General features: G+C 72.8%; 23 protein-coding genes and 1 pseudogene. 9 read left to right on the top strand and 15 right to left on the bottom strand.

What is annotated here, in order from left to right; genetic code table 11:
* Positions 1 to 10: 10 nt before the first annotated feature.
* On the bottom strand, positions 11 to 634 hold the full coding sequence (locus ABZ249_RS11565) for a TetR/AcrR family transcriptional regulator (RefSeq protein WP_355260642.1): 624 nt from the start codon (positions 632 to 634) through the stop codon (positions 11 to 13).
* Positions 635 to 745: 111 nt separating this feature from the next.
* Here ABZ249_RS11565 and ABZ249_RS11570 point away from each other — a divergent pair, with 111 nt between their 5' ends.
* Positions 746 to 949 carry a DUF6243 family protein gene (locus ABZ249_RS11570; protein WP_355260645.1) on the top strand — a complete coding sequence of 68 codons (204 nt, stop codon included), beginning with the start codon at positions 746 to 748 and terminating at the stop codon, positions 947 to 949.
* Between the two features lie 147 nt (positions 950 to 1096).
* Here ABZ249_RS11570 and ABZ249_RS11575 read toward each other — a convergent pair whose 3' ends face one another.
* Together ABZ249_RS11575 and ABZ249_RS11580 are read right to left on the bottom strand one after the other, a co-directional pair.
* Positions 1097 to 2287 (bottom strand): rRNA adenine N-6-methyltransferase family protein, encoded by a 1191-nt coding sequence (locus ABZ249_RS11575; RefSeq protein ID WP_355260648.1) that lies wholly within the window; start codon positions 2285 to 2287, stop codon positions 1097 to 1099.
* A 107-nt stretch (positions 2288 to 2394) separates the two neighbouring features.
* A complete protein-coding gene (locus tag ABZ249_RS11580) occupies positions 2395 to 3558 on the bottom strand; it encodes an alkene reductase (protein ID WP_355260651.1) in 1164 nt (387 codons plus the stop codon).
* Between the two features lie 71 nt (positions 3559 to 3629).
* Here ABZ249_RS11580 and ABZ249_RS11585 point away from each other — a divergent pair, with 71 nt between their 5' ends.
* The 5 genes from ABZ249_RS11585 (at position 3630) to ABZ249_RS11605 (ending at position 7799) form a co-directional block, all read left to right on the top strand.
* Entirely contained in the window at positions 3630 to 4091 is a 462-nt protein-coding gene (locus ABZ249_RS11585) for a MerR family transcriptional regulator (RefSeq protein ID WP_355260654.1), read from the top strand.
* Between the two features lie 11 nt (positions 4092 to 4102).
* A complete protein-coding gene (locus ABZ249_RS11590) occupies positions 4103 to 4435 on the top strand; it encodes a YbaB/EbfC family nucleoid-associated protein (RefSeq protein ID WP_220565418.1) in 333 nt (110 codons plus the stop codon).
* 258 nt (positions 4436 to 4693) lie between these two features.
* Positions 4694 to 5293, top strand: a complete 600-nt coding sequence (gene recR, locus ABZ249_RS11595; RefSeq protein ID WP_220563948.1) for a recombination mediator RecR — start codon at positions 4694 to 4696, stop codon at positions 5291 to 5293.
* A gap of 179 nt (positions 5294 to 5472) precedes the next feature.
* The gene (locus ABZ249_RS11600; RefSeq protein WP_220563947.1) at positions 5473 to 6744 is read left to right on the top strand and encodes an aspartate kinase; all 1272 of its coding nucleotides are present in this window, start codon (positions 5473 to 5475) and stop codon (positions 6742 to 6744) included.
* Positions 6741 to 7799, top strand: a complete 1059-nt coding sequence (locus ABZ249_RS11605) for an aspartate-semialdehyde dehydrogenase (protein WP_355260658.1) — start codon at positions 6741 to 6743, stop codon at positions 7797 to 7799. The genes ABZ249_RS11600 and ABZ249_RS11605 overlap by 4 nt, the downstream gene beginning before the upstream one ends.
* Positions 7800 to 7865: 66 nt before the next feature.
* On the opposite strand, the gene ABZ249_RS11610 is transcribed toward ABZ249_RS11605, so the two are convergent.
* Positions 7866 to 8603, bottom strand: coding sequence for a GntR family transcriptional regulator (locus tag ABZ249_RS11610; protein ID WP_355260661.1), 738 nt, complete (start codon positions 8601 to 8603; stop codon positions 7866 to 7868).
* 277 nt (positions 8604 to 8880) lie between these two features.
* Here ABZ249_RS11610 and ABZ249_RS11615 point away from each other — a divergent pair.
* Positions 8881 to 9198: pseudogene (locus tag ABZ249_RS11615) on the top strand (PLD nuclease N-terminal domain-containing protein); the annotation flags it as partial.
* A gap of 193 nt (positions 9199 to 9391) precedes the next feature.
* On the opposite strand, the gene ABZ249_RS11620 reads toward ABZ249_RS11615, so the two are convergent.
* The 9 genes from ABZ249_RS11620 to ABZ249_RS11660 all read right to left on the bottom strand — a co-directional run bounded on the left by ABZ249_RS11620 (position 9392) and on the right by ABZ249_RS11660 (position 18143).
* Positions 9392 to 9952, bottom strand: a complete 561-nt coding sequence (locus ABZ249_RS11620) for an HXXEE domain-containing protein (RefSeq protein ID WP_355260664.1) — start codon at positions 9950 to 9952, stop codon at positions 9392 to 9394.
* Positions 9953 to 10104: 152 nt separating this feature from the next.
* Positions 10105 to 10521, bottom strand: a complete 417-nt coding sequence (locus ABZ249_RS11625) for a DUF952 domain-containing protein (RefSeq protein ID WP_355260667.1) — start codon at positions 10519 to 10521, stop codon at positions 10105 to 10107.
* A 57-nt stretch (positions 10522 to 10578) separates the two neighbouring features.
* On the bottom strand, positions 10579 to 11439 hold the full coding sequence (locus ABZ249_RS11630) for a CPBP family intramembrane glutamic endopeptidase (RefSeq protein WP_355260670.1): 861 nt from the start codon (positions 11437 to 11439) through the stop codon (positions 10579 to 10581).
* 128 nt (positions 11440 to 11567) lie between these two features.
* Complete coding sequence (locus ABZ249_RS11635) at positions 11568 to 12245, bottom strand: response regulator transcription factor (RefSeq protein ID WP_355260673.1); 678 nt, start codon at positions 12243 to 12245, stop codon at positions 11568 to 11570.
* Complete coding sequence (locus ABZ249_RS11640) at positions 12242 to 13417, bottom strand: histidine kinase (protein WP_355260676.1); 1176 nt, start codon at positions 13415 to 13417, stop codon at positions 12242 to 12244. The genes ABZ249_RS11635 and ABZ249_RS11640 overlap by 4 nt, the downstream gene beginning before the upstream one ends.
* A 66-nt stretch (positions 13418 to 13483) precedes the next feature.
* Positions 13484 to 14791 carry a dihydrolipoamide acetyltransferase family protein gene (locus ABZ249_RS11645; RefSeq protein ID WP_355260679.1) on the bottom strand — a complete coding sequence of 436 codons (1308 nt, stop codon included), beginning with the start codon at positions 14789 to 14791 and terminating at the stop codon, positions 13484 to 13486.
* A 15-nt stretch (positions 14792 to 14806) separates the two neighbouring features.
* Positions 14807 to 15820, bottom strand: a complete 1014-nt coding sequence (locus tag ABZ249_RS11650; RefSeq protein ID WP_220563939.1) for an alpha-ketoacid dehydrogenase subunit beta — start codon at positions 15818 to 15820, stop codon at positions 14807 to 14809.
* 16 nt (positions 15821 to 15836) lie between these two features.
* A complete protein-coding gene (gene pdhA / locus ABZ249_RS11655; protein ID WP_355260682.1) occupies positions 15837 to 16946 on the bottom strand; it encodes a pyruvate dehydrogenase (acetyl-transferring) E1 component subunit alpha in 1110 nt (369 codons plus the stop codon).
* Positions 16947 to 17465: 519 nt separating this feature from the next.
* Entirely contained in the window at positions 17466 to 18143 is a 678-nt protein-coding gene (locus ABZ249_RS11660; protein WP_220563937.1) for a GntR family transcriptional regulator, read from the bottom strand.
* A 707-nt stretch (positions 18144 to 18850) separates the two neighbouring features.
* Between ABZ249_RS11660 and ABZ249_RS11665 the strand changes: the two genes are divergently transcribed.
* Together ABZ249_RS11665 and ABZ249_RS11670 are read left to right on the top strand one after the other, a co-directional pair.
* Positions 18851 to 19645 (top strand): phosphatase PAP2 family protein, encoded by a 795-nt coding sequence (locus tag ABZ249_RS11665; protein WP_255647138.1) that lies wholly within the window; start codon positions 18851 to 18853, stop codon positions 19643 to 19645.
* A gap of 476 nt (positions 19646 to 20121) precedes the next feature.
* A complete protein-coding gene (locus tag ABZ249_RS11670) occupies positions 20122 to 22104 on the top strand; it encodes a heavy metal translocating P-type ATPase (RefSeq protein ID WP_355261035.1) in 1983 nt (660 codons plus the stop codon).
* Between the two features lie 154 nt (positions 22105 to 22258).
* Here ABZ249_RS11670 and ABZ249_RS11675 read toward each other — a convergent pair whose 3' ends face one another.
* Complete coding sequence (locus ABZ249_RS11675) at positions 22259 to 22612, bottom strand: hypothetical protein (protein WP_355260685.1); 354 nt, start codon at positions 22610 to 22612, stop codon at positions 22259 to 22261.
* Between the two features lies 1 nt (position 22613).
* Entirely contained in the window at positions 22614 to 23225 is a 612-nt protein-coding gene (locus tag ABZ249_RS11680) for a TetR family transcriptional regulator C-terminal domain-containing protein (RefSeq protein WP_220563933.1), read from the bottom strand.
* Positions 23226 to 23259 lie beyond the last annotated feature (34 nt).

Below are 23259 nucleotides of genomic sequence, written 5' to 3' on the forward strand. Positions count from 1 at the left end.
GCCGGGCGGGTCAGCCCCGGGGGCCCAGCACCCGCAGCACGGTGTCGACCAGGGCGTCCACGTACGGGTGCGTCAGCTCCCCGGACCGCATGAGCCAGCGCTGCTGCACCGGCGCCAGCAGCAGGTCCACCGCCAGGGCGGGGTCCGTTCCGGCGTCCAGCTGCCCGGCCTCGCGCGCCGCCAGCAGCCGGTCCTGGAACGCCCGCATGTTGGGGAGCAGCAGCCGGTCCGCCACGCTTCGGGCCAGTTCCGGGTCGGTCTGCATCTCGGCGATGAACGCCCTGTTGACGCGGTCCATGAGAGGGTCGGCGTACTCGTCGACGATGGCGTGGAGTACCGTGCGCAGGTCGGCGTCGAGATCGCCGGTGTCCGGCAGCGGCTCGCCCGCGGTCCCGCCGGTCAGCTCCGTGAACACGTCGAACACCACCGCGGCCTTGGTCGGCCACCAGCGGTAGATGGTCTGCTTCCCGACCCGGGCCCGGGCCGCGATCGCCTCCATGGTCAGCCGGGCGTACCCGACCTCGCCCAGCAGCTCTCCCGCGGCTGCGAGGATGGCCTTGCGCGCCCGCTCGCTGCGACGCCGGGGATCGGGTGCGGGCCGGGCCGGTTCCTCCGGGGTGCTGGTCTGTGCCATACCTCCCACGGTAGCCCCAGAAAATGACGAGACGTATCGTCTTGCTGAAGGTAATCTGCTGGAGACCGGAACAGTACAGGGCGAGCCCGGACTCGCCCAGGGGGAGGTCCCATGGCCCGCAACAACGACAATCTCCTCGGCCTGGGCGGCGGGCGGGGCGTCTCCCGCTCCACCGCCAAGGGCGGCAGGGGCGGCCCCAGCGGCCCCAGCGCCGACGCCCAGCGCCGCAAGGAGGACCTGCTGCGCAAGATCAAGGAGCGCAGCAAGGCGGACGGCTCCGACGGGTCCGAGGACTCGGGCGAGAACAAGGAGTAGCCGGGGACCCGCGGGAGCGCGAGCTCCCCGGACGCCCCGGACACAGAGGAGCGCCCCCGGACCGGCCACGGTCCGGGGGCGCCCGTGCTCAGCGCGCCCGTGCGCGGATCCCGTCCCCGGACGTTCCGCTCCGCACGGGCTCCGGGCTCAGACCGGCCAGCCGGGGTGGTCCGGCGAGTCCAGCCACACCCGGTGCGCCCCGTCCTTGTCCACCGACAGCCCGAACCGGTCGGGGTCGGGCGTCCCCAGCCGCTCCCACTCCGCCAGGGCGTCCTCGAACTCGTCCCAGATGCTGCGCGGCCCGCCCTGTTCGATCATCCACGAGGTGCCGTAGGGGTACACGCGGACCCAGGACTCCCCGCCGTCGCACACCCACACCCCGGACCCGGTCCCGATCCAGCGGCGGCGCAGCCGCCAGTCGGGGACCATCACCGACAGCGCGAACGCCGACGGGAACGCCATCAGCGGCGCCACCGGGTCCGTCTGGGTGAGCCGGTACTCGTCGGGCTGCTGGCCGGCGTCGCGCACCGGCGGGAGCCGGGGGCCGGGCGTGCGCAGCGGCACGAACCCCACGCCGCCGTGGAAGGTCGCCCGCGCCGTCCCGTCGCCGGGGCACACCAGGCGGGCGAGCACGCCGGTGCCCTCCAGCAGGCCCCAGGGGCACACGGCCAGCCCGCCGGGGACGAGCTGGTCGATCCAGGCGGGCGGGACGCGCCGCACCCCGCAGGAGGAGACGATCCGGTCGTAGGGGGACTCCGCCGGCCAGCCCCCGTACCCGTCGCCGTCGACCACCGCCGGGGCCCGGCCCTCGGCGCGCAGGGTCTCGCGCGCGGTCCGGGCCAGGCGTTCGTCGATCTCCACGGACACCACCGAGGAGTCGCCCAGGCGGTGCGCCAGCAGCGCCGTGTTCCACCCGGTGCCGGTGCCGACCTCCAGCACCTTCTGCCCGCGGGCCAGGTCGGCCAGCTCCAGCATCCGGGCCAGGACTGTGGGCGCCGCGCTGGAGGAGGTGGCCCGGGAGGCCGACCGCCGCTGCTCGGGCACCCCGGCCCCCCGGTCGCGCCGCTCCTCGCGGTCCTGCTTCTCGTCGCGGGGGGCGAGGACGCCGGGTTCGTCGACCCTGGTGACGATCGCGTTGTCGGCATAGACGGCCGACAGCCACAGGTCGGGGTCGCTGGCCGCGTTGAGCGCTGTGCCGTGTGCGGTCAGGGCCCCGGTCTCGGGGATGAACCGGTGTCGGGGCACCGATCGGAACGCCTCGATCAGCGAGGCGTCGACCAGGGTGCCGTCCGCGATCATCGCCTCGATCAGCGCCGAATGGCGCTCTCGTGCGGTCAACACGTCCTCGACCCCCGTGCCTGTTGCGGTGACCGGCGGTGCTCGCGCGCACCGCCGGGACGGTTGTGCCCCGGGAGGCACGATTTCAACCGGCAGTGATATTATCGCTACTCTTCGATATTACCCCTGGTGGAAACGGGCGATCGGAGAGTCGCAACCGCATCGTGCCGGGGCAGGTCCACGTATCCGTGCGGACCACTGCCGTAGTGGTAGTCCTTTCCCAGAATCGGCGTCCATGCCACCCCGGCGGCGATGCGTTCCACCACGTCGGGGTTGAAGATGTAGGGCCGCCCCACCGACACCAGGTCGGCCCGGCCCGAGGCGACGAGCGCGGTCGCGCTCTCCTGCGTGGTCTCGGCGTGCTCCCCGGTGTTGCCCACCAGGGTCCCCGCCCACCGGGGCCGCAGGTCGTCCAGGGCCGGGTACCGCGGATCGTCGGTGACGTGCAGGTAGGCCAGTCCCAGTGGGGCCAGGGCCGCCAGCAGCGCGTGGTACACCGGCGCGGGGTCCCGCTCCACCATTCCACCCTCCGTGTTGCCGGGGGAGATGCGCAACCCCACCCGGTGGGCGCCGATCGCCCCGGCGGCCGCCTCGACCGCCTCCACCGCGAACCGGATGCGCCCCGCGACGGACCCGCCGTACCGGTCGGCGCGCAGGTTGGTGCCGTCGGCCAGGAACTGGTGGACGAGGTAGCTGTTCGCCCCGTGGATCTCGACCCCGTCGAACCCGGCGCTCACCGCACGGAGGGCCGCCTCCGCGTGGCCCTCCGCCAGCCCGCGCACCTCCTCCTCGGTCAGCGCCCGCGGGACCACCGGGTCCGCCTTGCCGTCCAGGGTGTGCACCCGGTCGGCGGCGGCGACCGCCGAGGGCGCGACCGGGGTCCCCCCGCCGGGGAGGTTCGCGGGGTGGGAGTTGCGTCCGCCGTGCATGAGCTGCGCGAAGATCCGTCCGCCGGCCGCGTGCACGGCCCCGGTCACCGTTCGCCACCCGTCGATCTGCCCGGCGGTGTCCAGCCCGGGCTGGAGGGGGTGGATGCGCCCGCCGGCCACCGGGGCGATCCCCTCCGAGACGATGAGCCCGGCCCCGGCGCGCTGGCGGTAGTACTCGGCCATGAGCGGGGTGGGGACCCCGTGCGCGTCGGCGCGCAGCCGGGTCATGGGGGCCATGAGCACCCGGTTGGGCAGGGCCAGGCCGGACAGGTCGTAGGAGGCGAGCAGCGGGTGGCCGGTCGGGAGGGCGGCCGCTTCGGTCCGAGTCGTTGTCGTCGTCATGCCGTGAGCGTAAAATCTGACACGGATGTCAGATTCAAGTCTTTGTGTCACGACTCACAAGAGGGGGCGCGATGAGGATCGGTGAACTCGCCCGGCGGACCGGGGCCAGCCCCCGCTCCCTGCGCTACTACGAGGACCAGGGCCTGCTGGCCTCCACCCGCTCCCCGGGCGGTCACCGGGAGTACGCCGAGGAGAGCGTCGAACGCGTCGAGCGCATCCGCTGCCTGTACGCGGCCGGGCTCAACAGCGACACCGTCCGCGGCATCCTGCCCTGCATGTACGCCAACGAGATCGGTGAGCCCGCCCCCGACCTGATCGACATGTTCTGGGCGGAGCGCGAGCGCATCGAGGCGGCCATCCGCTCCCTGGAGAAGACCCGCGCCTCCCTGGACGCGGTCATCGGCGAGGCCGTCGCGGCCCGGGCCGCCACGCGCCCGCCCACCGCCCCGGAACCGGTTACCCTCACAGGCAACGGACATACGGACATGACACCGAGACCCGGTACCGCGGGTGCGACGAGGAGACGGCCGTGAACCCTGGCGGAATGGACATGCAGGCCCTGCTCCAGCAGGCCCAGCAGATGCAGCAGCAGCTCGTGGAGGCCCAGCAGGCCCTGGAGGACGCCGAGGTGGAGGGCACCTCCGGCGGCGGCCTGGTCAAGGTCAAGCTGAGCGGGCGCGGACAGGTCGAGGACATCACCATCTCCCCCGACGCCGTGGACGCCGACGACGCCTCGGAGACCGTCGAGACCATCGCGGACCTGGTCCTGGCGGCCATCCGCGACGCCGAGGCGCAGGTCGAGCGGCTCCAGCAGGAGAAGATGGGCCCGCTCACCCAGGGCCTGGGCGGCGGCATGCCCGGCCTGCCCGGCTTCTAGGCCGCGCCTCACCGCACCCCCGCTCCGGCCCGCCCGGACCCTGTTCGACGCCGGCCCGCCGCCCCCGGCCGACGGCCCGCGGCCCCGGGACGCCCGCCGGGGACGGGGGACCGGGTTCGGGCGGGCGGGCCGGAACGGACCCGGCATCGCACGACGGCGACCCGACGCGTACGCGGAAGGTCGTCGTTCCCTATACGGTGGTGGTAGAGGGGTGACGGACCGCCCCGTCGAACACGGTCCGACCGAAGTGAGCGGGCGATGTACGAAGGCGCGGTGCAGAATCTGATCGACGAGCTCGGGCGGCTGCCCGGCGTCGGTCCGAAAAGCGCGCAGCGCATCGCCTTCCACCTGCTCTCCGCCGAGCACGCGGACGTCAAGCGCCTGGTCGGCGCGCTGGTCGAGGTCAAGGAGAAGGTGCGCTTCTGCTCCGTCTGCGGCAACGTCGCAGAAGAGGAGCAGTGCCGGATCTGCCGTGACCCCCGCCGCGACCCCGCCGTCATCTGCGTGGTCGAGGAGTCCAAGGACGTCGTCGCCATCGAGCGCACCCGCGAGTTCCGCGGCCGCTACCACGTCCTGGGCGGGGCCATCAGCCCGATCGAGGGCGTCGGCCCGGACGACCTGCGCATCAAGGAGCTCATGAAACGCCTCGCCGACGGCGAGGTCACCGAGCTGATCCTGGCGACCGACCCCAATCTCGAGGGGGAGGCGACCGCCACCTACCTCGCCCGCCTGGTCAAACCCATGGGTCTCACAGTGACCCGGTTGGCCAGCGGCCTTCCCGTCGGCGGCGATCTCGAATACGCCGACGAGGTCACTCTGGGACGCGCCTTCGAGGGGCGCCGCAGCCTGGAGTTCTAGCTCACATTTCGCCGTAACCGAGCTGAAATATGAGTACTCTCCGGATCATCGGGTAACCCGTGCCCGGTGCGCCGGTACGCCCGAACCGCTACGTCCCAGGTGGGACGGGGTGACGAGGGCGCCGCCGGTTACACTCCATTGCAATCCTCTGTGAACCCAACTCCTCAGGAGCATCGACCGTGGCCTTGATCGTGCAGAAGTACGGTGGGTCTTCCGTGGCCGACGCGGAAGCCATCAAGCGAGTAGCCCAGCGGATCGTCGCTCAGAAAAAAGCGGGATATGACGTCGTCGTCGTGGTCTCGGCCATGGGCGACACCACCGACGAGCTGATCGACCTCGCCGAGCAGGTGTCCCCGATGCCGCCGGCGCGCGAACTCGACATGCTCCTCACCGCGGGTGAGCGCATGTCCATGTCCCTGGTCGCCATGGCCATCGCCAACCTGGGCTTCGAGGCGCGGTCGTTCACGGGCTCGCAGGCGGGCGTGATCACCACGTCCCTGCACGGCAACGCCAAGATCATCGACGTCACGCCCGGCCGTATCAAGGAGGCCGTGGACGAGGGCGCGATCTGCATCGTCGCCGGGTTCCAGGGCGTCTCCCAGGACAGCAAGGACATCACCACCCTGGGGCGCGGGGGCTCGGACACCACCGCCGTGGCCCTGGCCGCCGCCCTGGAGGCGGACGCCTGCGAGATCTACTCGGACGTGGACGGCGTGTTCACCGCCGACCCGCGCATCGTCCCCAGCGCCCGGCGCATCCCCCAGGTCTCCTACGAGGAGATGCTGGAGATGGCCGCCAGCGGGACCAAGATCCTGCACCTGCGCTGCGTGGAGTACGCGCGGCGGTACAACATCCCCCTGCACGTCCGCTCGTCGTTCAGCCAGAAGCCCGGGACCTGGATCGTTTCGGAAGTCGAGGAAAGCGAAGGCATGGAACAGCCGATCATCTCCGGGGTCTCCCACGACCGGAGCGAAGCCAAGGTCACCGTCGTCGGGGTCCCGGACAAGGTCGGTGAGGCCGCGACGATCTTCAAGGCCCTCGCCGACGCCGAGATCAACATCGACATGATCGTGCAGAACGTGTCGGCGGTCTCGACCTCCCGCACCGACATCTCCTTCACGGTCCCCAAGGACTTCGGCAAGCAGGCCCTGGCCGCCCTGAAGAAGGTCCAGGACAAGGTCGGCTTCGAGGCGCTGCGCTACGACGACAAGATCGGCAAGGTCTCCCTGGTCGGCGCCGGCATGCGCTCCTACCCCGGGGTCACCGCCCGCTTCTTCGACGCCATCGCGGGGTCGGGCACCAACATCGAGATGATCTCCACCTCGGAGATCCGCATCTCCGTCATCGTGACGGAGGACCAGATCGACTCGGCCGTCCAGGCCGCCCACACCGAGTTCCAGCTCGACGCAGACCAGGTCGAGGCCGTCGTCTACGGAGGTACCGGCCGATGAGCAACCGTCTTCCCACCCTGGCCGTCGTCGGCGCGACCGGCGCCGTCGGCACCGTCATGCTCGACATCCTCACCCAGCGCGAGAACGTCTGGGGCGAGATCCGCCTCATCGCCTCCGCGCGCAGCGCCGGCAAGGTGCTGCGGGTGCGCGGCGAGGAGGTCGTGGTCCAGGCCCTGGCCCCGGAGGTCTTCGACGGCGTCGACGTCGCCATGTTCGACGTGCCCGACGAGGTCTCCAAGGAGTGGGCGCCGATCGCCGCCGCCCGCGGCGCGGTCGCCGTCGACAACTCCGGCGCCTTCCGCATGGACCCCGACGTCCCGCTCGTGGTGCCCGAGGTCAACGCCGAGCAGGTCCGCAACCGGCCGCGCGGCATCATCAGCAACCCCAACTGCACCACCCTGTCGATGATCGTCGCCATCGGCGCGCTGCACCGCGCCTACGGCGTCACCGACCTGGTGGTCTCCTCCTACCAGGCGGCGTCCGGCGCCGGCCAGGAGGGCATCGACGTCCTGCGCGACCAGATGGCCGCGGTCGCCGCGGACCGCACCCTGGGCGAGAAGGCCGGCGACGTCCGCGGCGCCGTGGCGGAGCTGGGCCCGTTCCCGGCGCCGCTGGCCTACAACGTCGTGCCGTGGGCGGGCTCGCTCAAGGACGACGGCTGGTCCTCCGAGGAGCTGAAGGTCCGCAACGAGTCCCGCAAGATCCTGGGCCTGCCCGACCTGCGGGTCACCGCCACCTGTGTCCGCGTCCCGGTCATCACCACCCACTCGCTGACCGTGCACGCCACCTTCTCCCAGGAGGTCACCGCCGACGCCGCCCGCGAGCTGCTGGGCAAGGCCGAGGGCGTGGCCGTCCTGGACGACCCGGCCAAGGGCGAGTTCCCGACGCCGGCCGACGTGGTGGGCACCGACCCGACCTGGGTGGGCCGCATCCGGCAGTCGCTGGACGACCCGACGTCGCTGGACCTGTTCCTGTGCGGGGACAACCTGCGCAAGGGCGCCGCGCTCAACACCGCGCAGATCGCGGAGGTCGTCGCGCAGGAGTTCACCTCCTGAGCCGCTGACGGTTCTTCGGGGGCGGTCGCCGCGGCGGCCGCCCCTTTCGCGTGTCCGGGGCCGGTGTCAGGCGCGCCCGCGCGGCGGGCGGGGCCGGGCCAGTGTCAGTTTGTAGAGGAGTCGACACTGGTCGGCGGTGCCGATGAGGTCGGAGGTCTCCACCGGGCGGTTGCCGCTGTAGTGGGTGCGCTCCACGACCAGGACGGGGATGCCCGGGGCGGAGCCGAGCAGGGCGGCCTCGGAGTCGCGCAGCACCCGCACCCCGACCTCCTCCACGACCCGGTCGACGGGGTGTCCGGCCGACCCGAGGCGTTCGAGCAGGCCCGCGTCGGGGGAGGCGTCGTAGGGGGTGCGCAGTGTCCCGACGGTGAGCGAGGCGGGCTCCCAGGAGCGGTGCAGGGTGATGGGCCGGTCCGCGGACAGCCCGCGCGACGTGGTGGTGTACACCGGTTCGCCCTCGCGCAGGCCGAGCCGCTCGACGATCGGCGTCGTGCCTGGCTCCTGCTCGGTGCCCAGGGGTTCGCGGGCCAGGCGGCCCAGGCCGGATCCGGAGGTGGAGTCGGTGCGGCAGATCCGGAAGACGTCGGGGACGTCGCGGACGTAGTAGCCGGAACCGGGGCGGGCCTCCACCAGGCCCTCGGTGACCAGCAGCCGCAGCGCGGTGCGGGAGATCTGCTCGCTCACCCGGTAGCTCCGGGCCAGGCGGGTGCGCGAGGGCAGCCTGGTCCCGGGGGGCATGTCGCCGCGCAGGATGGGGGCGCGGAGTTGGTCGGCCAGCCAGACGTAGCGGGGTTTCCTGGTCACGACCGCGCGATCCCGGAGCCCCGCGGACCTTGTGCGACCGCCGGGAGAGGGTGACGGATCGGGAGCGCTGCGAGGGGAGGAGAGCCCATGCCTCTCAGTAAAGCAGCGGAAAGCGCTGGTGGGGGGTGGTACCGATGAGTAGCCCGCCGATCCCGTTCCAAGGAAACGCCCGAAAACCGTGAAATGAGGGTGAGTATGCACCCATGGTGATTACGCTACGTGTTGACATGCTCACGACATGCTTGGGGGAGACATGGTCGAGCACCTCATGGAACGCATGGCCCTGGCGAACACGGTGACGGACCCGGTCGACACGGCCTTCGGCTGGATGGCCGGCGTCACGGGCATCGTGATCGCCGCCGTGGCCCTGGCGCTCCTGGTCCTGCTGGTCGCCGCCGTCATCTCGGCGGTCGTCGACGGCAACACCACCGCGGGGGGCAAGCTCCTGTGGGTGATCTTCATCCTCTGGTTCCCGTTCTTCGGGGCGATCGCCTGGTTCGTGGTCGGCAAGAAGGGCTACCTGAACCGGATCCTGGGCATCGACAAGGGCAAGGTCCGGCACACCAGCCCGCCCAGCGTCGGCAACCACAGCGACCTGCGCGACACCGGTCCGATCCCGCGTCCGGGCGTGGAGCACGACCCCGGCCAGGGGCGGTACCCGACGGGACCGCAGCAGCCGATGGGATCCCAGCAGCCGATGGGACCGCAGCAGTCGATGGGGTCCCACCAGTCGGCGGGGCCGCAGCAGTCCGGCCGCATCTGACCGGACGGCGCCGTACCCCCTGTTCCTACTCCTTCCCGCGGCGGCCGCGCGTGAGCAGCGCGGCCAGCCCGTGCACCGCGCCCAGTGCCGCCGGGAGCGCGGCGATCGCGGCGGGCCCACCGCCCCGTGCGGCGGGCACCCCGGCCGCGCGCAGCCGCGACCACGCCCACAGCGAGAAGGGCGCGACCACCAGCGGCGCCGTCACCGCTCCGGGTGTGTACCCGCGTGTGGCGGCGGACTGCGCCACGTGGACCACGGCGTGCACGCCGAAGCCCAGGAGCACCGTCTGGTAGAAACCGCTCCGTCCGCCGGTGCGCGCCCCGTCGGCCGCGGCGGCGGCCACCACCGCGCCCATCAGTCCGATGGCGGCGGCGTTGTGCGCGGGGGAGACGTCCAGCCGGTCCCAGACCCGCTCCGGGACCCACGGCAGCTCGCGCCGCAGGCGCGGACGGGCGCGGCGGGACCAGCCGGGGATGGCGACCAGCTCCTCCAGGTCGTGGACGGCCCAGGCGGCGAGCAGCCCCCAGGTCGCTGCGGCCGGCACCGCTCCCGCCGCCTCGGGCATCCGCTCCGCAGCCCCCGCCATCGTCCCCCCGTGGATTCCGCGCCGTCCGTCGGAGGACCCACGGTAGCCGGGGCCCCGCGGCCGCAACGGTCGGGCACCCCACGGTTCCGGCCGCCGGGGCCGGACCGCCCGTCGGGGCGGAACCGCGCCGACGCGGTCCGGGACCGCCGGTGTCACCCGCCCTCGGGGCGGGGGAGCGGATCCGGTGCCTCCGCGGCCGCCGGGTGCTCCCGGACAACGGTGAACCGGCCGTCGGGGGCGCGCCGCAGGTGGCGGACCGCCACCACCGCCTCCCGGGGGATCGCGCCGTACACGTGGGGGAACAGGACGCCGTCGTCCGCCCCGGGCGGCGGTGCCGGGGCGGCGGCCTCCCAGCGGGTCTCCACCCCCAGCGAGTCCAGCACGCCGGTGTCCACGACCAGCGCGACCAGGGGACCGGTCGCCGCGGCGTAGAAGGCGTCGGCGACCGCCAGCAAGGTCTTCTCGTCGGGCGAGGCGTGCACGAAGCCCTCCTCCGCCAGGGAGTCGGCCTCGACGTCACCGCCGGCCTTCCAGCGTTCCAGCTCGGTCATGTGCAGGATGTGGGCCATGCGCGGACCCTACCCGGCCGGGGACCGCCGGACGCGACCGGTCGGCGGCACCGCGCTTCAGGCCCGGCGGGAGCGCCGGGGCACGATGTGGCCCCTGCGGTGGGCCACGCGCAGGAGGTACACCGTGACCGCGCCACAGAACAACACGGCGAAGACACTGCCCTCGGGACCGAAGGCGCCCCCGCTGATCGCGGCGGGCCCGCCCGCCTCCCCGGTCAACAGCCCGGCGAACGCGTCCTCGCTACCGGAGACGGCGGTGCCGAAGACCCCCGCCTGCGTCGTGTTCCAGCCGAAGTGCAGGCCGATCGGCAGCCACAGGGAACGCGTGGCGGCGTAGGCGGCGCCCAGCATGAGGCCGGCCTGCAGGGTGATGGCCAGCGCTCCCCACAGGGTCGCGTTCGGGTTCACCAGGTGGAGCCCGCCGAAGAGCACGGAGCTCACGGCGAGCGCGCCCCAGGTCCCGGCGGCCTCCTCCACGAGGCGGAAGACGACCCCGCGGAACAGCAGCTCCTCCGCCACCGCGACCGCGCACATCAGCCCGCACACGGCGAGGAACGCCTCGAACGACCCCCAGCCGGTGACCCGGTAGCCCCCGAGGACGGCGATGGCCGCGATGGTCGCGGCGAACACGCCGAACCCGGCCGCCGTCCCCCATCCGAGGCCGCGGACCGCCCCCTTCCGGGAGAGCTCCAGCGGCTCCCTCCCCTCGATCCGGCGGATCGCGAGCCGGTAGGCCCACAGGCCGAGGGCCGCCGCCGCGACTCCGAGGGGCAGCGCCCACACCGACGCGCCCACCGCGTCCGTCACGCCCGAGAGGAGCGCGGCCAGGGCTCCGACCAGGAGCAGGAGGAGCACCGAGCGCAGGACCGTCGGCCGGAATCTGCTGGGGGTGGACGCGGGTACGGCGTCAGGGGACATGTCGGGACCACTTCCTGGAACGCGGGGCGCGGGGGCGCTCCGACCGGCTTCCAGGCTAGGAAGGGGGACCCGGCGGCCACATCACCCGCGCGAGCGCGATCCGGTGGCTCTCGAGGGGGATCCGCCCCTCAGCCCTGGCGCACCAGTCCCGAGCGGTAGGCGAACACGACGGCCTGGACCCGGTCGCGCAGCCGGAGCTTGGTGAGGATCCGCGACACGTGGGTCTTGACGGTCTCGTGCGCGACCGTCATCCGCTCGGCGATCTCCCCGTTGGACAGCCCCTCCGCCATGAGGAGCAGCACCTCGTGCTCGCGCTCGGTCAGCGGCTCGGGGAGCACCGCGGGCGGGGCCGGGTCGGCGGGGCGGACGCGCAGGGCGTACTCGCCGATGAGCCGCCGGGTCACCGCCGGTGACAGCAGCGCCTCCCCCCGGGCGACCGTGCGCACGCCCGCGATCAGCTCGTGCAGCGGGGCGTCCTTCAGCAGGAACCCGCTGGCGCCCGCCCGCAGCGCCTCGTAGACGTACTCGTCCAGGTTGAAGGTCGTCACCACCAGGATCCGCACCGGGTGGGGGTCCGGCGGGCCCGCCAGGAGGGCGGTCGCCTCGATGCCGCTCAGGCGGGGCATGTGGACGTCCATCACCGCGACGTCGGGGCGCAGGTCCCGGATGACGTTCACCGCTTCGGCGCCGTCACCGGCCTGTCCCACCACGGTCATGTCGGGCTGGGCGTCGAGCACCGCGGCGTACCCGGTGCGCACCGCCTCGTCGTCCTCGCAGACCACGACGCGGATGGGCGAACCGTTCACGTTTCCCCCCGGGGGACGATGGCGTGCACTGTGAAGCCCCCGTCGTCGGAGGGGCCCGCGCGCAGTTCCCCGCCGACGGCGCCGACCCTCTCCCGCAGGCCCGTCAGGCCGCGGCCGCCGCCGGAGCGGGGGCGGGGCGGACCGGCCCCCTCGGCCGGGGGCGCGCCGCCCCCGGTGGTGATCCGGGCGCCGACCGCCTCGTCCCCGTGCTCGATGCGGACGACGACGTGCTCGCCGGGCGCGTGCTTGAGCGCGTTCGTGACGGACTCCTGGACGACGCGGTACAGGGCCTCCTCCTGCCGGGGGAGCATCGGCCGGGGCTCGCCGTCCTCGACCAGGTCCACGCTCTGCCCCGCGCCGCGGGAGCGCTCGACGAGGCCGGCGAGCCCACCGAGGGAGGGGCCGGCCGGGTCCTCGCGCGGGTCCAGGACGCCGAGCAGGTGCCGGAGGTCGTCCAGGGCGCGCCGCCCCGTCTCCCCGATGCCGGCCAGGGTGCTCCCCACTCCGTCGGAGCGGCCGAGCAGATAGCCCGCGGTGTCGGCCTGGACCACCATCGAGGTGACGTGGTGGGTGACGACGTCGTGCAGGTCGCGGGCGATACGGGCCCGTTCGGCGGCCGCGGCGTCCGCCTCCGCGCGGCGGCGGCGCTCCTCGGCGTCCAGGGCGCGGGCGCGCACCCACCGGCCGAGGGCGCAGCACGCGGCCAGGACGAGGCCGAAGGCGAGGTAGTCGGCCGCGGTGGTGGGCGAGCCCGCGAGGTACAGGCAGCAGCAGACGAGCGCGTAGGCGGCGAGCGCGCCCGCGGCCACCGGAGCGGGGCGGCGCGGCGGGCGCGTGCCGACGGTGTACAGGGCCACGAGCAGCGCGAGGGAGGCGAAGGCGTCGGGGTAGCGCAGCAGCTGGAAGGCGGTGAACGCGGCGGCGACCGCGACCAGGCAGGCGACGGGGAACCGGCGCCGGAGGACGAGGGGTGCGGCCTGGGCGGCGATGAGGGCCAGGCCCAGGGGGTCCAGGGTCCGGTCGTCCGGCAGTTCCGCCAGGTCGACCCCCTGGTGGGCGATCCCGGGGATGAAGGACAGGGCCACGAGTGCCGCGGGGAGCAGGGCGTCGACGGCCCTCGCGCTTCGCACGAGGCGGGGCGCGCGCTCCCTCCACGCCGTTGTCTCGAACACCCGAGCAGACTATCCGCAGACGCCCCGGCCGGGAGGACCCGGCCGGGGCGTCCGTGCTCTGCACTGCTAGAGGATGATCCGCATCGGCTCCTCGAGGATTTCCGCGAGGTCCTTGAGGAACGCGGCGCCGACGGCGCCGTCCACCGCGCGGTGGTCCACCGACAGCTCCAGGGAGATCCGGTTGCGGACGGCGATCTCGCCGTCCACGACCACGGCCTCCTGGCGCATCGCGCCGACCGCCAGGATCGCCGCCTCCGGCGGGTTGATCACGGCGGAGAAGCTGTCCACGCCGAACATGCCCAGGTTGGACACGCTGAACGTGCCGCCGCTCATCTCCTGCGGCTTGAGCTTGCCGTCCCGGGCCTTGCCCGCCAGCTCGCGGGTGCGGGACGAGATCTCCGACAGGGTGGCCTTGTCGGTGTCGTGCAGGACCGGCACCACCAGCCCGGCGTCGACCGCGACGGCGACGCCGACGTTGATCCGCCCGTGCTTGAGCAGCCTGCCGTCGACCCACGAGGAGTTGACCGCAGGGTGCAGCTTCAGCGCCGTGGCGCTCGCCTTGACGATGAGGTCGTTGAAGCTGATCTTCGCCCCGGTGCTCGCCAACTGCTCGTTGATCTGCCCGCGGAAGGTCTTCAGCGCCTCGGCGTCGATGGTCCGGCGCAGGTAGAAGTGCGGGACCTGCTGCTTGCTCTCGGTCAGGCGGCGCGCGATCACCTTGCGCACGTTGCCGACCGGCACCTCCTCGGAGGCGCGGCCGTCGTCGAAGGACGGGGCCTGCGCCGCCGGGGCGGCCGGAGCCGCGGGTGCGGGGGCGGCCTGGGCGGCGGGGGCCGCCGCCTCGGCGCCGGCGCCCTCCTTGGCGGCGGCCTCGATGTCGGCGCGCACGATGCGGCCGCGCGGGCCGGAGCCCTTGATCTTGGTGATGTCCAGGCCGTACTCCTTGGCCAGCCGGCGGGCCAGCGGGGAGGTGCGCGGACGCTCACCGTCACCGGACGGGGTCCCGGCGGGGGCCGGGGCCTCCTCCGCGGCGGGCTCCTCCGGGGCGGCGGCCGCGGGCTCGGCGGGGTTCTCCTCGGCCTGCTCGCCGGACCCCTCCTCGGCCGCGGGGGCTCCGGAGTCGTCGGGCACGGCGTCCGGGGAATCGGCGATCACACCGATGACGGCGCCGATCGGTACCGTCTCGCCCTCGGACACCGCCTGCTTGACCAGGAAGCCGTCCTCGTAGGCCTCGTACTCCATGACGGCCTTGTCGGTCTCGATCTCGACCAGGACGTCACCGGAGGCGACCTTGTCGCCCACCTTCTTGACCCAGGTGCTGATGACGCCTTCCTCCATGGTGTCGGAGAGGCGCGGCATGTAGATCTCGCTCATGGACTGGAACTCCCTCTACCCGACCCGCTTGCCGACGGCGCTCAGGGTCTCCTTGATGGCGGTGCTGATCGACTCGACGGACGGCAGGGCCGCGGTCTCGAGCGGCTTGGCGTAGGGCATCGGGACCTCCGCCATGGCCACCCGTCGCACGGGGGCGTCCAGGTAGTCGAAGGCGCCCTCCTGGATGGACGCGGCGATCTCCGCGCCGATCCCGTAGGTGAGCCAGTCGTCCTCGCAGATGACGGCGGCGCCGGTCTTCTTGACCGAGTCCACGAAGGTCTGGCGGTCGAGGGGGCGGAGGCTGCGCAGGTCGACGACCTCGACGCTGATGTCCTCCTGGGCGAGCTTCTCGGCGACCTGGGTGGCGACCATGGCCATCCGGGAGTAGCCGATGAGGGTGATGTCGGAGCCCTCGCGGGTGACGGCGGCGCGGCCGATGGTCGCGACGTCGTCGTTCTCCGGCTGGGCGTAGTCCTCGGGGACCTCGCCCTTGGTGTTGTACAGGCCCAGGTTCTCCAGGAACAGCACCGGGTCGTCGTCGCGGATGGCCGCGCGCAGCATCGACGAGGCCTCGGCGGGGGTGCTCGGGGCGAGCACCTTCAGGCCCGGGATGAAGGAGTAGAACAGCTCGATGTTCTGCGAGTGGGTCGCGCCGAGCTGCTGGCCGCCGCCGCCCGGCGTGCGGATGACCATGGGAACGCTGGTCTGCCCGCCGAACATGCCGTAGATCTTGGCGGCGTGGTTGATGATCTGGTCGATCGCGATCAGCGAGAAGTTGATGGTCATCAGCTCGACGACCGGGCGCAGGCCCAGCATCGCCGCACCGATGGCGGCGCCGACGAACCCCTCCTCGGCGATGGGGGTGTCCTTGACCCGGCGGGGGCCGAACTCCTTGAGCAGGCCCTCGGTGATCTTGTACGACCCCTCGAAGACGCCGATCTCCTCGCCCATGACGAGGACGTTCTCGTCACGGACCATCTCGGCGCGCAGCGTGTCGCGCAGGGCCTGACGGTAGGTGATCACAGACATGTGTCGTCGTCCTTCTCTACTCTGCGAACACCGGGTCGGCCGGCATGCGCCGCGACTCGTTCGGGACCGGGGTGGCGTACGTGTAGTCGAAGAGGGTCGACACGTCCGGGTGCGGGCTGTTCTCGGCGAAGTCCGCGGCCTCGGCGACCTCGGCCTTCACCGAGGCGGCGATCTCCTCCCGCAGCTCGTCGGTGAGCACGCCGGCCTCGGCCAGCTTCGCCTCGAAGAGGGTGATCGGGTCGTTCTCGTCGGCCCGCGCCTGCTCCCACTGCTCCTCGGTGCGGTACTTGGCGGGGTCCACGACGGAGTGGCCCTTCTGCCGGTAGCTCCACGCCTCCAGCAGGAACGGGGTCTGCTCCTTGCGGGCCCGCTCGACCAGCTCGGCGGCGGTGTCGCGGACCGCGAGCACGTCGCGGCCGTCCACGCGCACGCCCTCGATGCGGAAGGCGGAGCCGCGCTTGTACAGCTCGGGCTCGGCGGAGGACATCTCGACGGTGGTGCCCATGCCGGTGAAGTTGTTGATCACCACGAACACGATCGGCAGGTTCCACAGCTTGGCGATGTTGAGCGACTCGTGCCAGGCGCCGATGTTGGTGGTGCCGTCGCCCATCTGGCACATGACGACCTCGTCGCCGCCGCGGTAGGAGATGGCCAGCGCGGCACCGGTGGCCAGCGGCAGCTGCCCGCCGACGATGCCGTAGCCGCCGAGCATCCGGGTGGCGGTGTCGTACATGTGCATGGACCCGCCCCAGCCCTTGGAGACGCCGTCGGCGCGCCCGTAGAGCTCGGCCATGACCTTCTTGGGGTCCATGCCCTTCTCGATCGCGTACCCGTGGTCGCGGTAGTTCGTGAAGAGGTAGTCGTCCGGGCGGAGCGCGTCGAGCAGGCCGACGACGGTCGCCTCCTCGCCCAGGTTGAGGTGGCAGTAGCCGCCGATCCGCGCCTGCGTGTAGGCCTGGGCGGTGCGCTCCTCGAAGCGGCGGATGAAGAGCATCCGGCGGTAGTAGTCCAGGAGCTCCTCGGGCTTCTCGTCGCCGAGGCCGGGGGAGGTGTTCTTGCGGCCTCGGCGCCGGGTCCCGGAGGACCTGGCGGCGGCGCCCTTCGGCTTGGCCGTGGTGTCAGCCATGGTGTGCCTTTCTACGTACGAGAGGCCCGGCACCACGGCCTGTGGGCCGCGGTGCGAGGGCCCGCCGGGGCCGCGCTGTCGGGCGCGGCTCCGGACGTGCGCCACCGCCGGGCTCAACGGCGGCGGCGCTCCTGTGGCTGTCGGGGTGCGTCCTGGGGAGCGTGGCTCGTCCTCCCCCGGACGCGAAGGCTCGCGGGGTCTCGTATGCGGTTGTCACCGGACCCCTCATCGCATGCTTCCCGGTCTCCTGCGCGCTAAGCATGAGGTGGGGAAGGGGTGCGGCGTCGGGAGTCCCGGGTTCGTTCACCGGCCGGATGAACGATTCCGGACGCCCGTAAGGGTCGGTGTTCACTGTGACGTGCGTCGCGCCACACTCTACGGTCTGATCGATGATCGATCAATAAGACTTTACGCCAGATACCGGAACCTTGACCCGAGAGGGGCGGTCATCGACGGTAAAGGCCCATGTCGGGCGGGGTCCCCCCGGACGGGCCGGGGGCCGGGGCGCGGGCGCCCGGGTCAGTGCGCGCCCTCGTTCGACCTCAGGGCGGCCTCGACGTAGTTCAGCACGTGGTCGCTCAGCATCCGCCCCACCTGGGAGTCCCCTTCGCGGAACGCCTTGGTGATCTGGTCGTGGTCGGCGGCCTTGGCGTGCAGCTCCATGTTCAGCCAGCGCACCGACAGCGCCGTCCACACCTCCACGCCCAGCGACTCCCAGGTGTGCAGCAGCACGCTGTTGTCGGCCGCTCGCACGACCTCCCGGTGGAACTCCACACTGTGCTTGATCTGCCCGGACACGTCGCCCTCGGCGGTCGCCCGCTTGAGCAGGCCCACCTCGCGCTCCAGGGGGGAGGGGTCCGCCCGCAGGCGCGGGGCCGCCAGCTCGGCGGCCACCAGCTCCAGCCCGGCGCGCACCGGATAGATCTCGGCCATGTCCCGGACGCCGAAGTCGCGCACCCGGGCGCCCTTGTTGGGCACCGTCTCGATCAGCCGCAGCGTCTCCAGCTCGCGCAGCGCCTCGCGCACCGGGGCCTGGCTGACCCGCAGCTCCGTGGCGATCCGGCGCTCGACGATGCGCTCGCCCGGCTGCCAGCGGCCGGACAACAGGCCCTCGACCAGGACCTGCCGGATCTGCTCCCGCAGCGGCTCGCGCGCCAGCTTCGAGGGATCATCCGGCAACCTCGGCAGGTCGACCATCCAGGGCCCTTCCCGTCCGCGGCCGCGTGCGCCGCGGCCGCTCCACTCGTCGTCTGGAAACTCCTTGAAGATTGCCACACGCGCGGGAGCCGCCTCGCCGAGCGGACTCGAACTGCTAACAGAAAGCTCACGAACATGTCGCATGGCGGTGAACCGCCCGCGTCCAGTATCCGGGCGTGAGGCAAAGTCCGAGGTAGAAGGATCACACTTGACCGTCCGCACCACCAACGGGGGGAAGTGTCCAGGTAGGCTCGTCTGTCGGCAATGTTCACACCAAGTCGCGCGGGCATGACACGAGCGACGGCGAAGGACCGACCGAGAGCGCCGTGAACCGCGCTCGGGACATGAAGCGGTGCGGGGGCACCGCTGGAGTAGACGACGAATCGCAGAATCGCAGACGAGCCCTCTGCGGTCCTCGCGCGCCGGACCTGCCCAGGGGCGGTGTTCACGGAACCTCCGTGAACCGGCCCGAAGGTTCGGCCGTCGAACGGAGGGTGGGGGAAGGTCCCCCGCCGAACGATCGACCCGAGGATCCGGGGAACCCCGTTTCCGGCAATCCGCGGCCAGCCCTTCCCCCGGCCAAGTGCCACAGGCGAGCCCACGACACGTGAGACAGCACTGAGCACATGACGCACTCTTCAAGGACCCGGCATCCGAGGGCGAGACACGTGACCACGACGCACGACAGGGAAAAGAGGACCACTCCGGTGGCGGGGCCCTACAGCGGCTCCATCCCCGTCGTGCGCGAGGTCCCGCCCAAGCCGGGGCTCCCGGTCGTCCGCGCGGTCAAGTGGCCCAGCGTGAGCGAGATCGCATGGGGTCTGGCCTCGGACCGCATCGCGATCATCCTCGCGGTCGCGCTCATCGTGGTGACGATGCTCGCCGCGGGGCCGCTGCACCCGCTGGACAACTTCCTCAACGAGTTCCACCGGCCCTACTTCGAGGTGCTGCGCGAGCCCCTGATCCACTGGCCCGACAACGTGGCCTCCCGTTACGTGGCCCTGCCGGTGCTGGGGGTGGTGGCGCTCCAGCTGGCCTACTGGCACCGCAGCTGGCGGCCGATCGTGCTGAGCGCCGTGGGCGTGGTCGGCGTCATGTCGATGGTCTCGATCATGAAGCTGGCCATCAACCGCGGCCACGCCAAGCACTACGACCCGGACTTCTTCGCCGGGGCGGGGAACGTGGCGTTCCCCTCGGGGCACGGGTCCAACGCGATCCTCATCTACGGGCTGGTCCTGTACATGATCATCAGCTTCGGCGCGGCCCGGCCGCACGTCATCCGGCGGCTGGGGTACACCATCGTCGCGATCGCGCTGCTGCAGTCGGCGGTGTCGATCTATCTGCACTTCCACTGGTTCTCGGACCTGGTGGCCGGGATGATCGCGGGCGGGTTCGTACTGCGGCTGACGATCCGGCTGGACCGGATGTTCCCGCACGGGCGCACCGCCGAGTGGTGGCCCTGGTACGGGCACGAGGGCGAGGAGGCGGCGACCGCCTCCTGAGGCCCCGGCGGGGGGCGCGGACCGGAACGGTCCGCGCCCCTTTTTTCGGCCCGGGCGCCGGCGGTCCCGGTCCGCGCCGCCTCCGGCGGGAATACCGGCAGGGGGTATATCGCTTGCGGGGGGTGAAGGCCATGCGGCGCGGCGATCCGTTCGGAGGATACCCCTCCTGGGTATGTTCCGGGGGAGAGGAGAGTGACATGAGCGCACACGACCACGACGGCCACCGCTCCGGCGGGCGCCGCGACGCCCCCGCCCCGCCCGGCGTCCCCGCGCCCCGCCCGGACCACGGCGCCACCGCCCACACCGGTCACGCCGAATCCGACGCCGGCTCGGACCGCCCCGAGCCCTCAGAGCCCTCAGGCCACACCGAACACCGCGGACACGTCGGACACGCGGGCCGTTCCGGCCATGGTGAGGGGCACGCCGACGAGGGTGAACACGCCGGGCACACGGGTCACGGCGGCCACTCCGGGCACATGGGGCACGGCGGCGGGCACGGGGACCACGCGGCGGTGTTCCGGACGCGGTTCTGGTGGAGCCTGCTGCTCAGCCTCCCCGTGGTGTTCACCAGCCACATGGTCTCCGGGTGGCTGGGCTACCACGTGGCCGAGCCCCTGACCTGGATCCCGCCGGTGCTGGGCACCGTCGTCTACCTCTACGGCGGCTGGCCGTTCCTGTCCGGGGTCGCGGACGAGCTCAAAGCGCGCAGGCCGGGGATGATGACCCTGGTCGCGATGGCCATCACCGTCGCCTTCGGCTCCAGCCTGCTGGCCACCTTCGGCGTGGTGGGCATGGCGCTCGACTTCTGGTGGGAGCTGGTCCTGCTGGTCGTGGTGATGCTGCTCGGCCACTGGCTGGAGATGCGCGCGCTGGGCCAGGCGTCCGGCGCCCTGGAGGCGCTGGCCGCGCTGCTGCCGGACCGCGCCGAGCGCGTCGGCGCCGACGGCGCGGTCGAGGAGGTCGCCATCGCCGACCTGCGCACCGGCGACACCGTGCTGGTCCGCTCCGGCGGCCGGGTGCCCGCGGACGGCACCGTCGTACAGGGCGCGGCGGCCGTGGACGAGTCCATGATCACCGGCGAGTCCCGCACCGTCACCCGCGGCGAGGGCGACCGGGTGGTCGCCGGGACCGTGGCCACCGACTCCGCGGTCCGCGTCCGGGTGGACGCGGTCGGGGAGGACACCGCGCTGGCGGGCATCCAGCGGCTGGTCGCCGAGGCGCAGTCCTCCACCTCCCGCTCCCAGGTGCTGGCCGACCGCGCCGCGGGGCTGCTGTTCTGGTTCGCGCTGGGCGCCGCGATCGTCACCGCCGTCGTCTGGTCGGCGCTGGGCGAGGCCACCGAGGCCGTCGAGCGGACCGTGACGGTGCTGGTCATCGCCTGCCCCCACGCGCTGGGGCTGGCGATCCCGCTGGTCATCGCGATCTCCACGGCGCTGTCGGCGCGCAACGGCATCCTCGTCAAGGACCGGCTGGCCCTGGAGCGCACCCGCCTGGTGGACACCGTCCTGTTCGACAAGACCGGCACCCTGACCAAGGGCGCCCCGGCCGTCGTCGACCACGCCGCGGTCCCCGGCGGGGACGCCGCCCGGGTGCTGGCCCTGGCGGGGGCGGTCGAGGCCGACTCCGAGCACCCGCTGGCCAGGGCCGTCGTGCGGGCCGCCGAGGACGCCGGCGGGGTGCCGGCCGCCACCGGCTTCCGGTCGCTGACCGGGCGCGGGGTGCGGGCCGAGGTGGACGGCCGGACCGTGCACGTGGGCGGTCCCGCGCTGCTGGAATCCCTGGGGCTGACCGAGCCGCGGGAGCTGGAGGAGCGCACCCGGCCCTGGCGCGAGCGGGGCGCGACGGTGCTGCACGTGATCGCGGGGGAGGAGGTCGCCGGGGCGCTGGCCCTGGCCGACGAGGTGCGGCCGGAGTCGCGTGAGGCCGTCCGGCGGCTCAGGGGTCAGGGGATCTCGGTGGCGATGGTCACCGGCGACGCCCGCAACGTGGCCGACGCGGTCGCCGCCGACCTGGGGCTGGACGAGGTGTTCGCCCAGGTCCTGCCGGACCAGAAGGACGCGGTGGTGCGCGACCTCCAGGAGCGCGGCCGCACGGTCGCGATGGTCGGCGACGGCGTCAACGACGCCCCCGCGCTGGCCCGGGCCGACGTCGGCATCGCGATCGGCGCGGGCACCGACGTGGCCATCGAGTCGGCGGGTGTGGTCCTGGCCTCCGACGACCCGCGGGGTGTGGTGGCGGTGCGCAGGCTGTCGCGGGCGAGCTACCGCAAGATGATCCAGAACCTGGTCTGGGCGGCGGGGTACAACGTGCTCGCGGTGCCGCTGGCGGCCGGTGTGCTGGCGCCGGTCGGGATCGTGCTGGCCCCGGCGGTGGGCGCGGTGCTGATGAGCCTGTCGACGGTCATCGTGGCGCTCAACGCCCAGCTGCTGCGCGGGGTGGACCTGTCCCCGGCCGATTAGGGGCGACCGTAAACCGGACCACGGCACCGGGGAGGGGTGGCGCGAAAGCGGTGCGGAGGGGAGGATCGGAGGGCCGGTCCTCCCTGACGTAGCGGGAAGGGGCGGCCGGCGAGGGCCACCGCCCCGCTTCGGATACGGGGCGGCGGCCCGCTCCTCACCGCACCGCGGCGGTCTTCTCCCAGGCCGGGTCGTAGTCCGGGTGGTCGGCGTACACCAGCGCCATGCAGGCGAGCACGCGGGCGGCGACGGCGGCCGCGGTCTTCTCGGCGCTCTCCTCCCACAGGCCGGAGTCCGACCCGGACGGGGAGCCCCCGTCGTCGAACCATTCGCCGAACCACCCGGAGACGGCTTCGACCCAGGCCCAGTCCTCGTCGGCCGAGGCCTCCCGGCGCAGGGCGTCCAGCGCGGCGACCAGCGCGCGGTGGGACCGGGCGACGGGGTCGCCGGGCGGCGCCTCGCCGATCCTGGCCCTGATGAAGTGTTCGAGCCTCTTCTCCGCCTTGCCCATGTCAGCTCCCCTGTTCGGGCGGTCGCAGTGAGTCCAGGTGTCCGGCCAGCACGCGGACGGCCCGCTCTGCGGCGGCCCGCCGGTCCGTGGCGCCGACCAGGCCGTGCAGGGCGAGGCCGTCCACGAGGGCGTGCAGGCGGGTCGTCTCCAGGTCGGGGTCGGCGTCGGGGCGGACCTGCCCGGTCTCGCGCAGGTGCTCGAGCACCAGCCGGCAGGCTTCGCGCAGGCCCTGGTGGGCCTTGTCGCGGATGGCGCGCAGTCCCCGGTGGGCGGGCATCTCGGCGATGATCGCCACGTCGAGCTCCATCTCCGCGCGGCGGGTGTCGTCCAGCGGGAGGAACTCGTGGAGCATGCGCTCGGCCATCTCGCGGGGGTCGTGCAGCCCGACGTGCCGCACGACCCGGGACCTGGCGCGCTCGTAGACCAGGGCCATGGAGAACTCCAGCAGTTCGGCCTTGCTGGGGAAGACGTGCCGCACGGACCCGACGGCCAGTCCCGCCTCCGCGGCGACGGTGCGCACGGAGACGGCCGCGACGCCGTCGCGGAGGATCACGCGCCAGACCGCCTCGGCGATCTCCTCCTTGCGCTGCTCGTGGTCGATCAACTTGGGCATGGAGACATGCTAGCACGACTGTGCTACTGTCCTG

Source organism: Nocardiopsis sp. NPDC006139 (assembly GCF_040614155.1).
Lineage (GTDB): Bacteria > Actinomycetota > Actinomycetes > Streptosporangiales > Streptosporangiaceae > Nocardiopsis > Nocardiopsis changdeensis.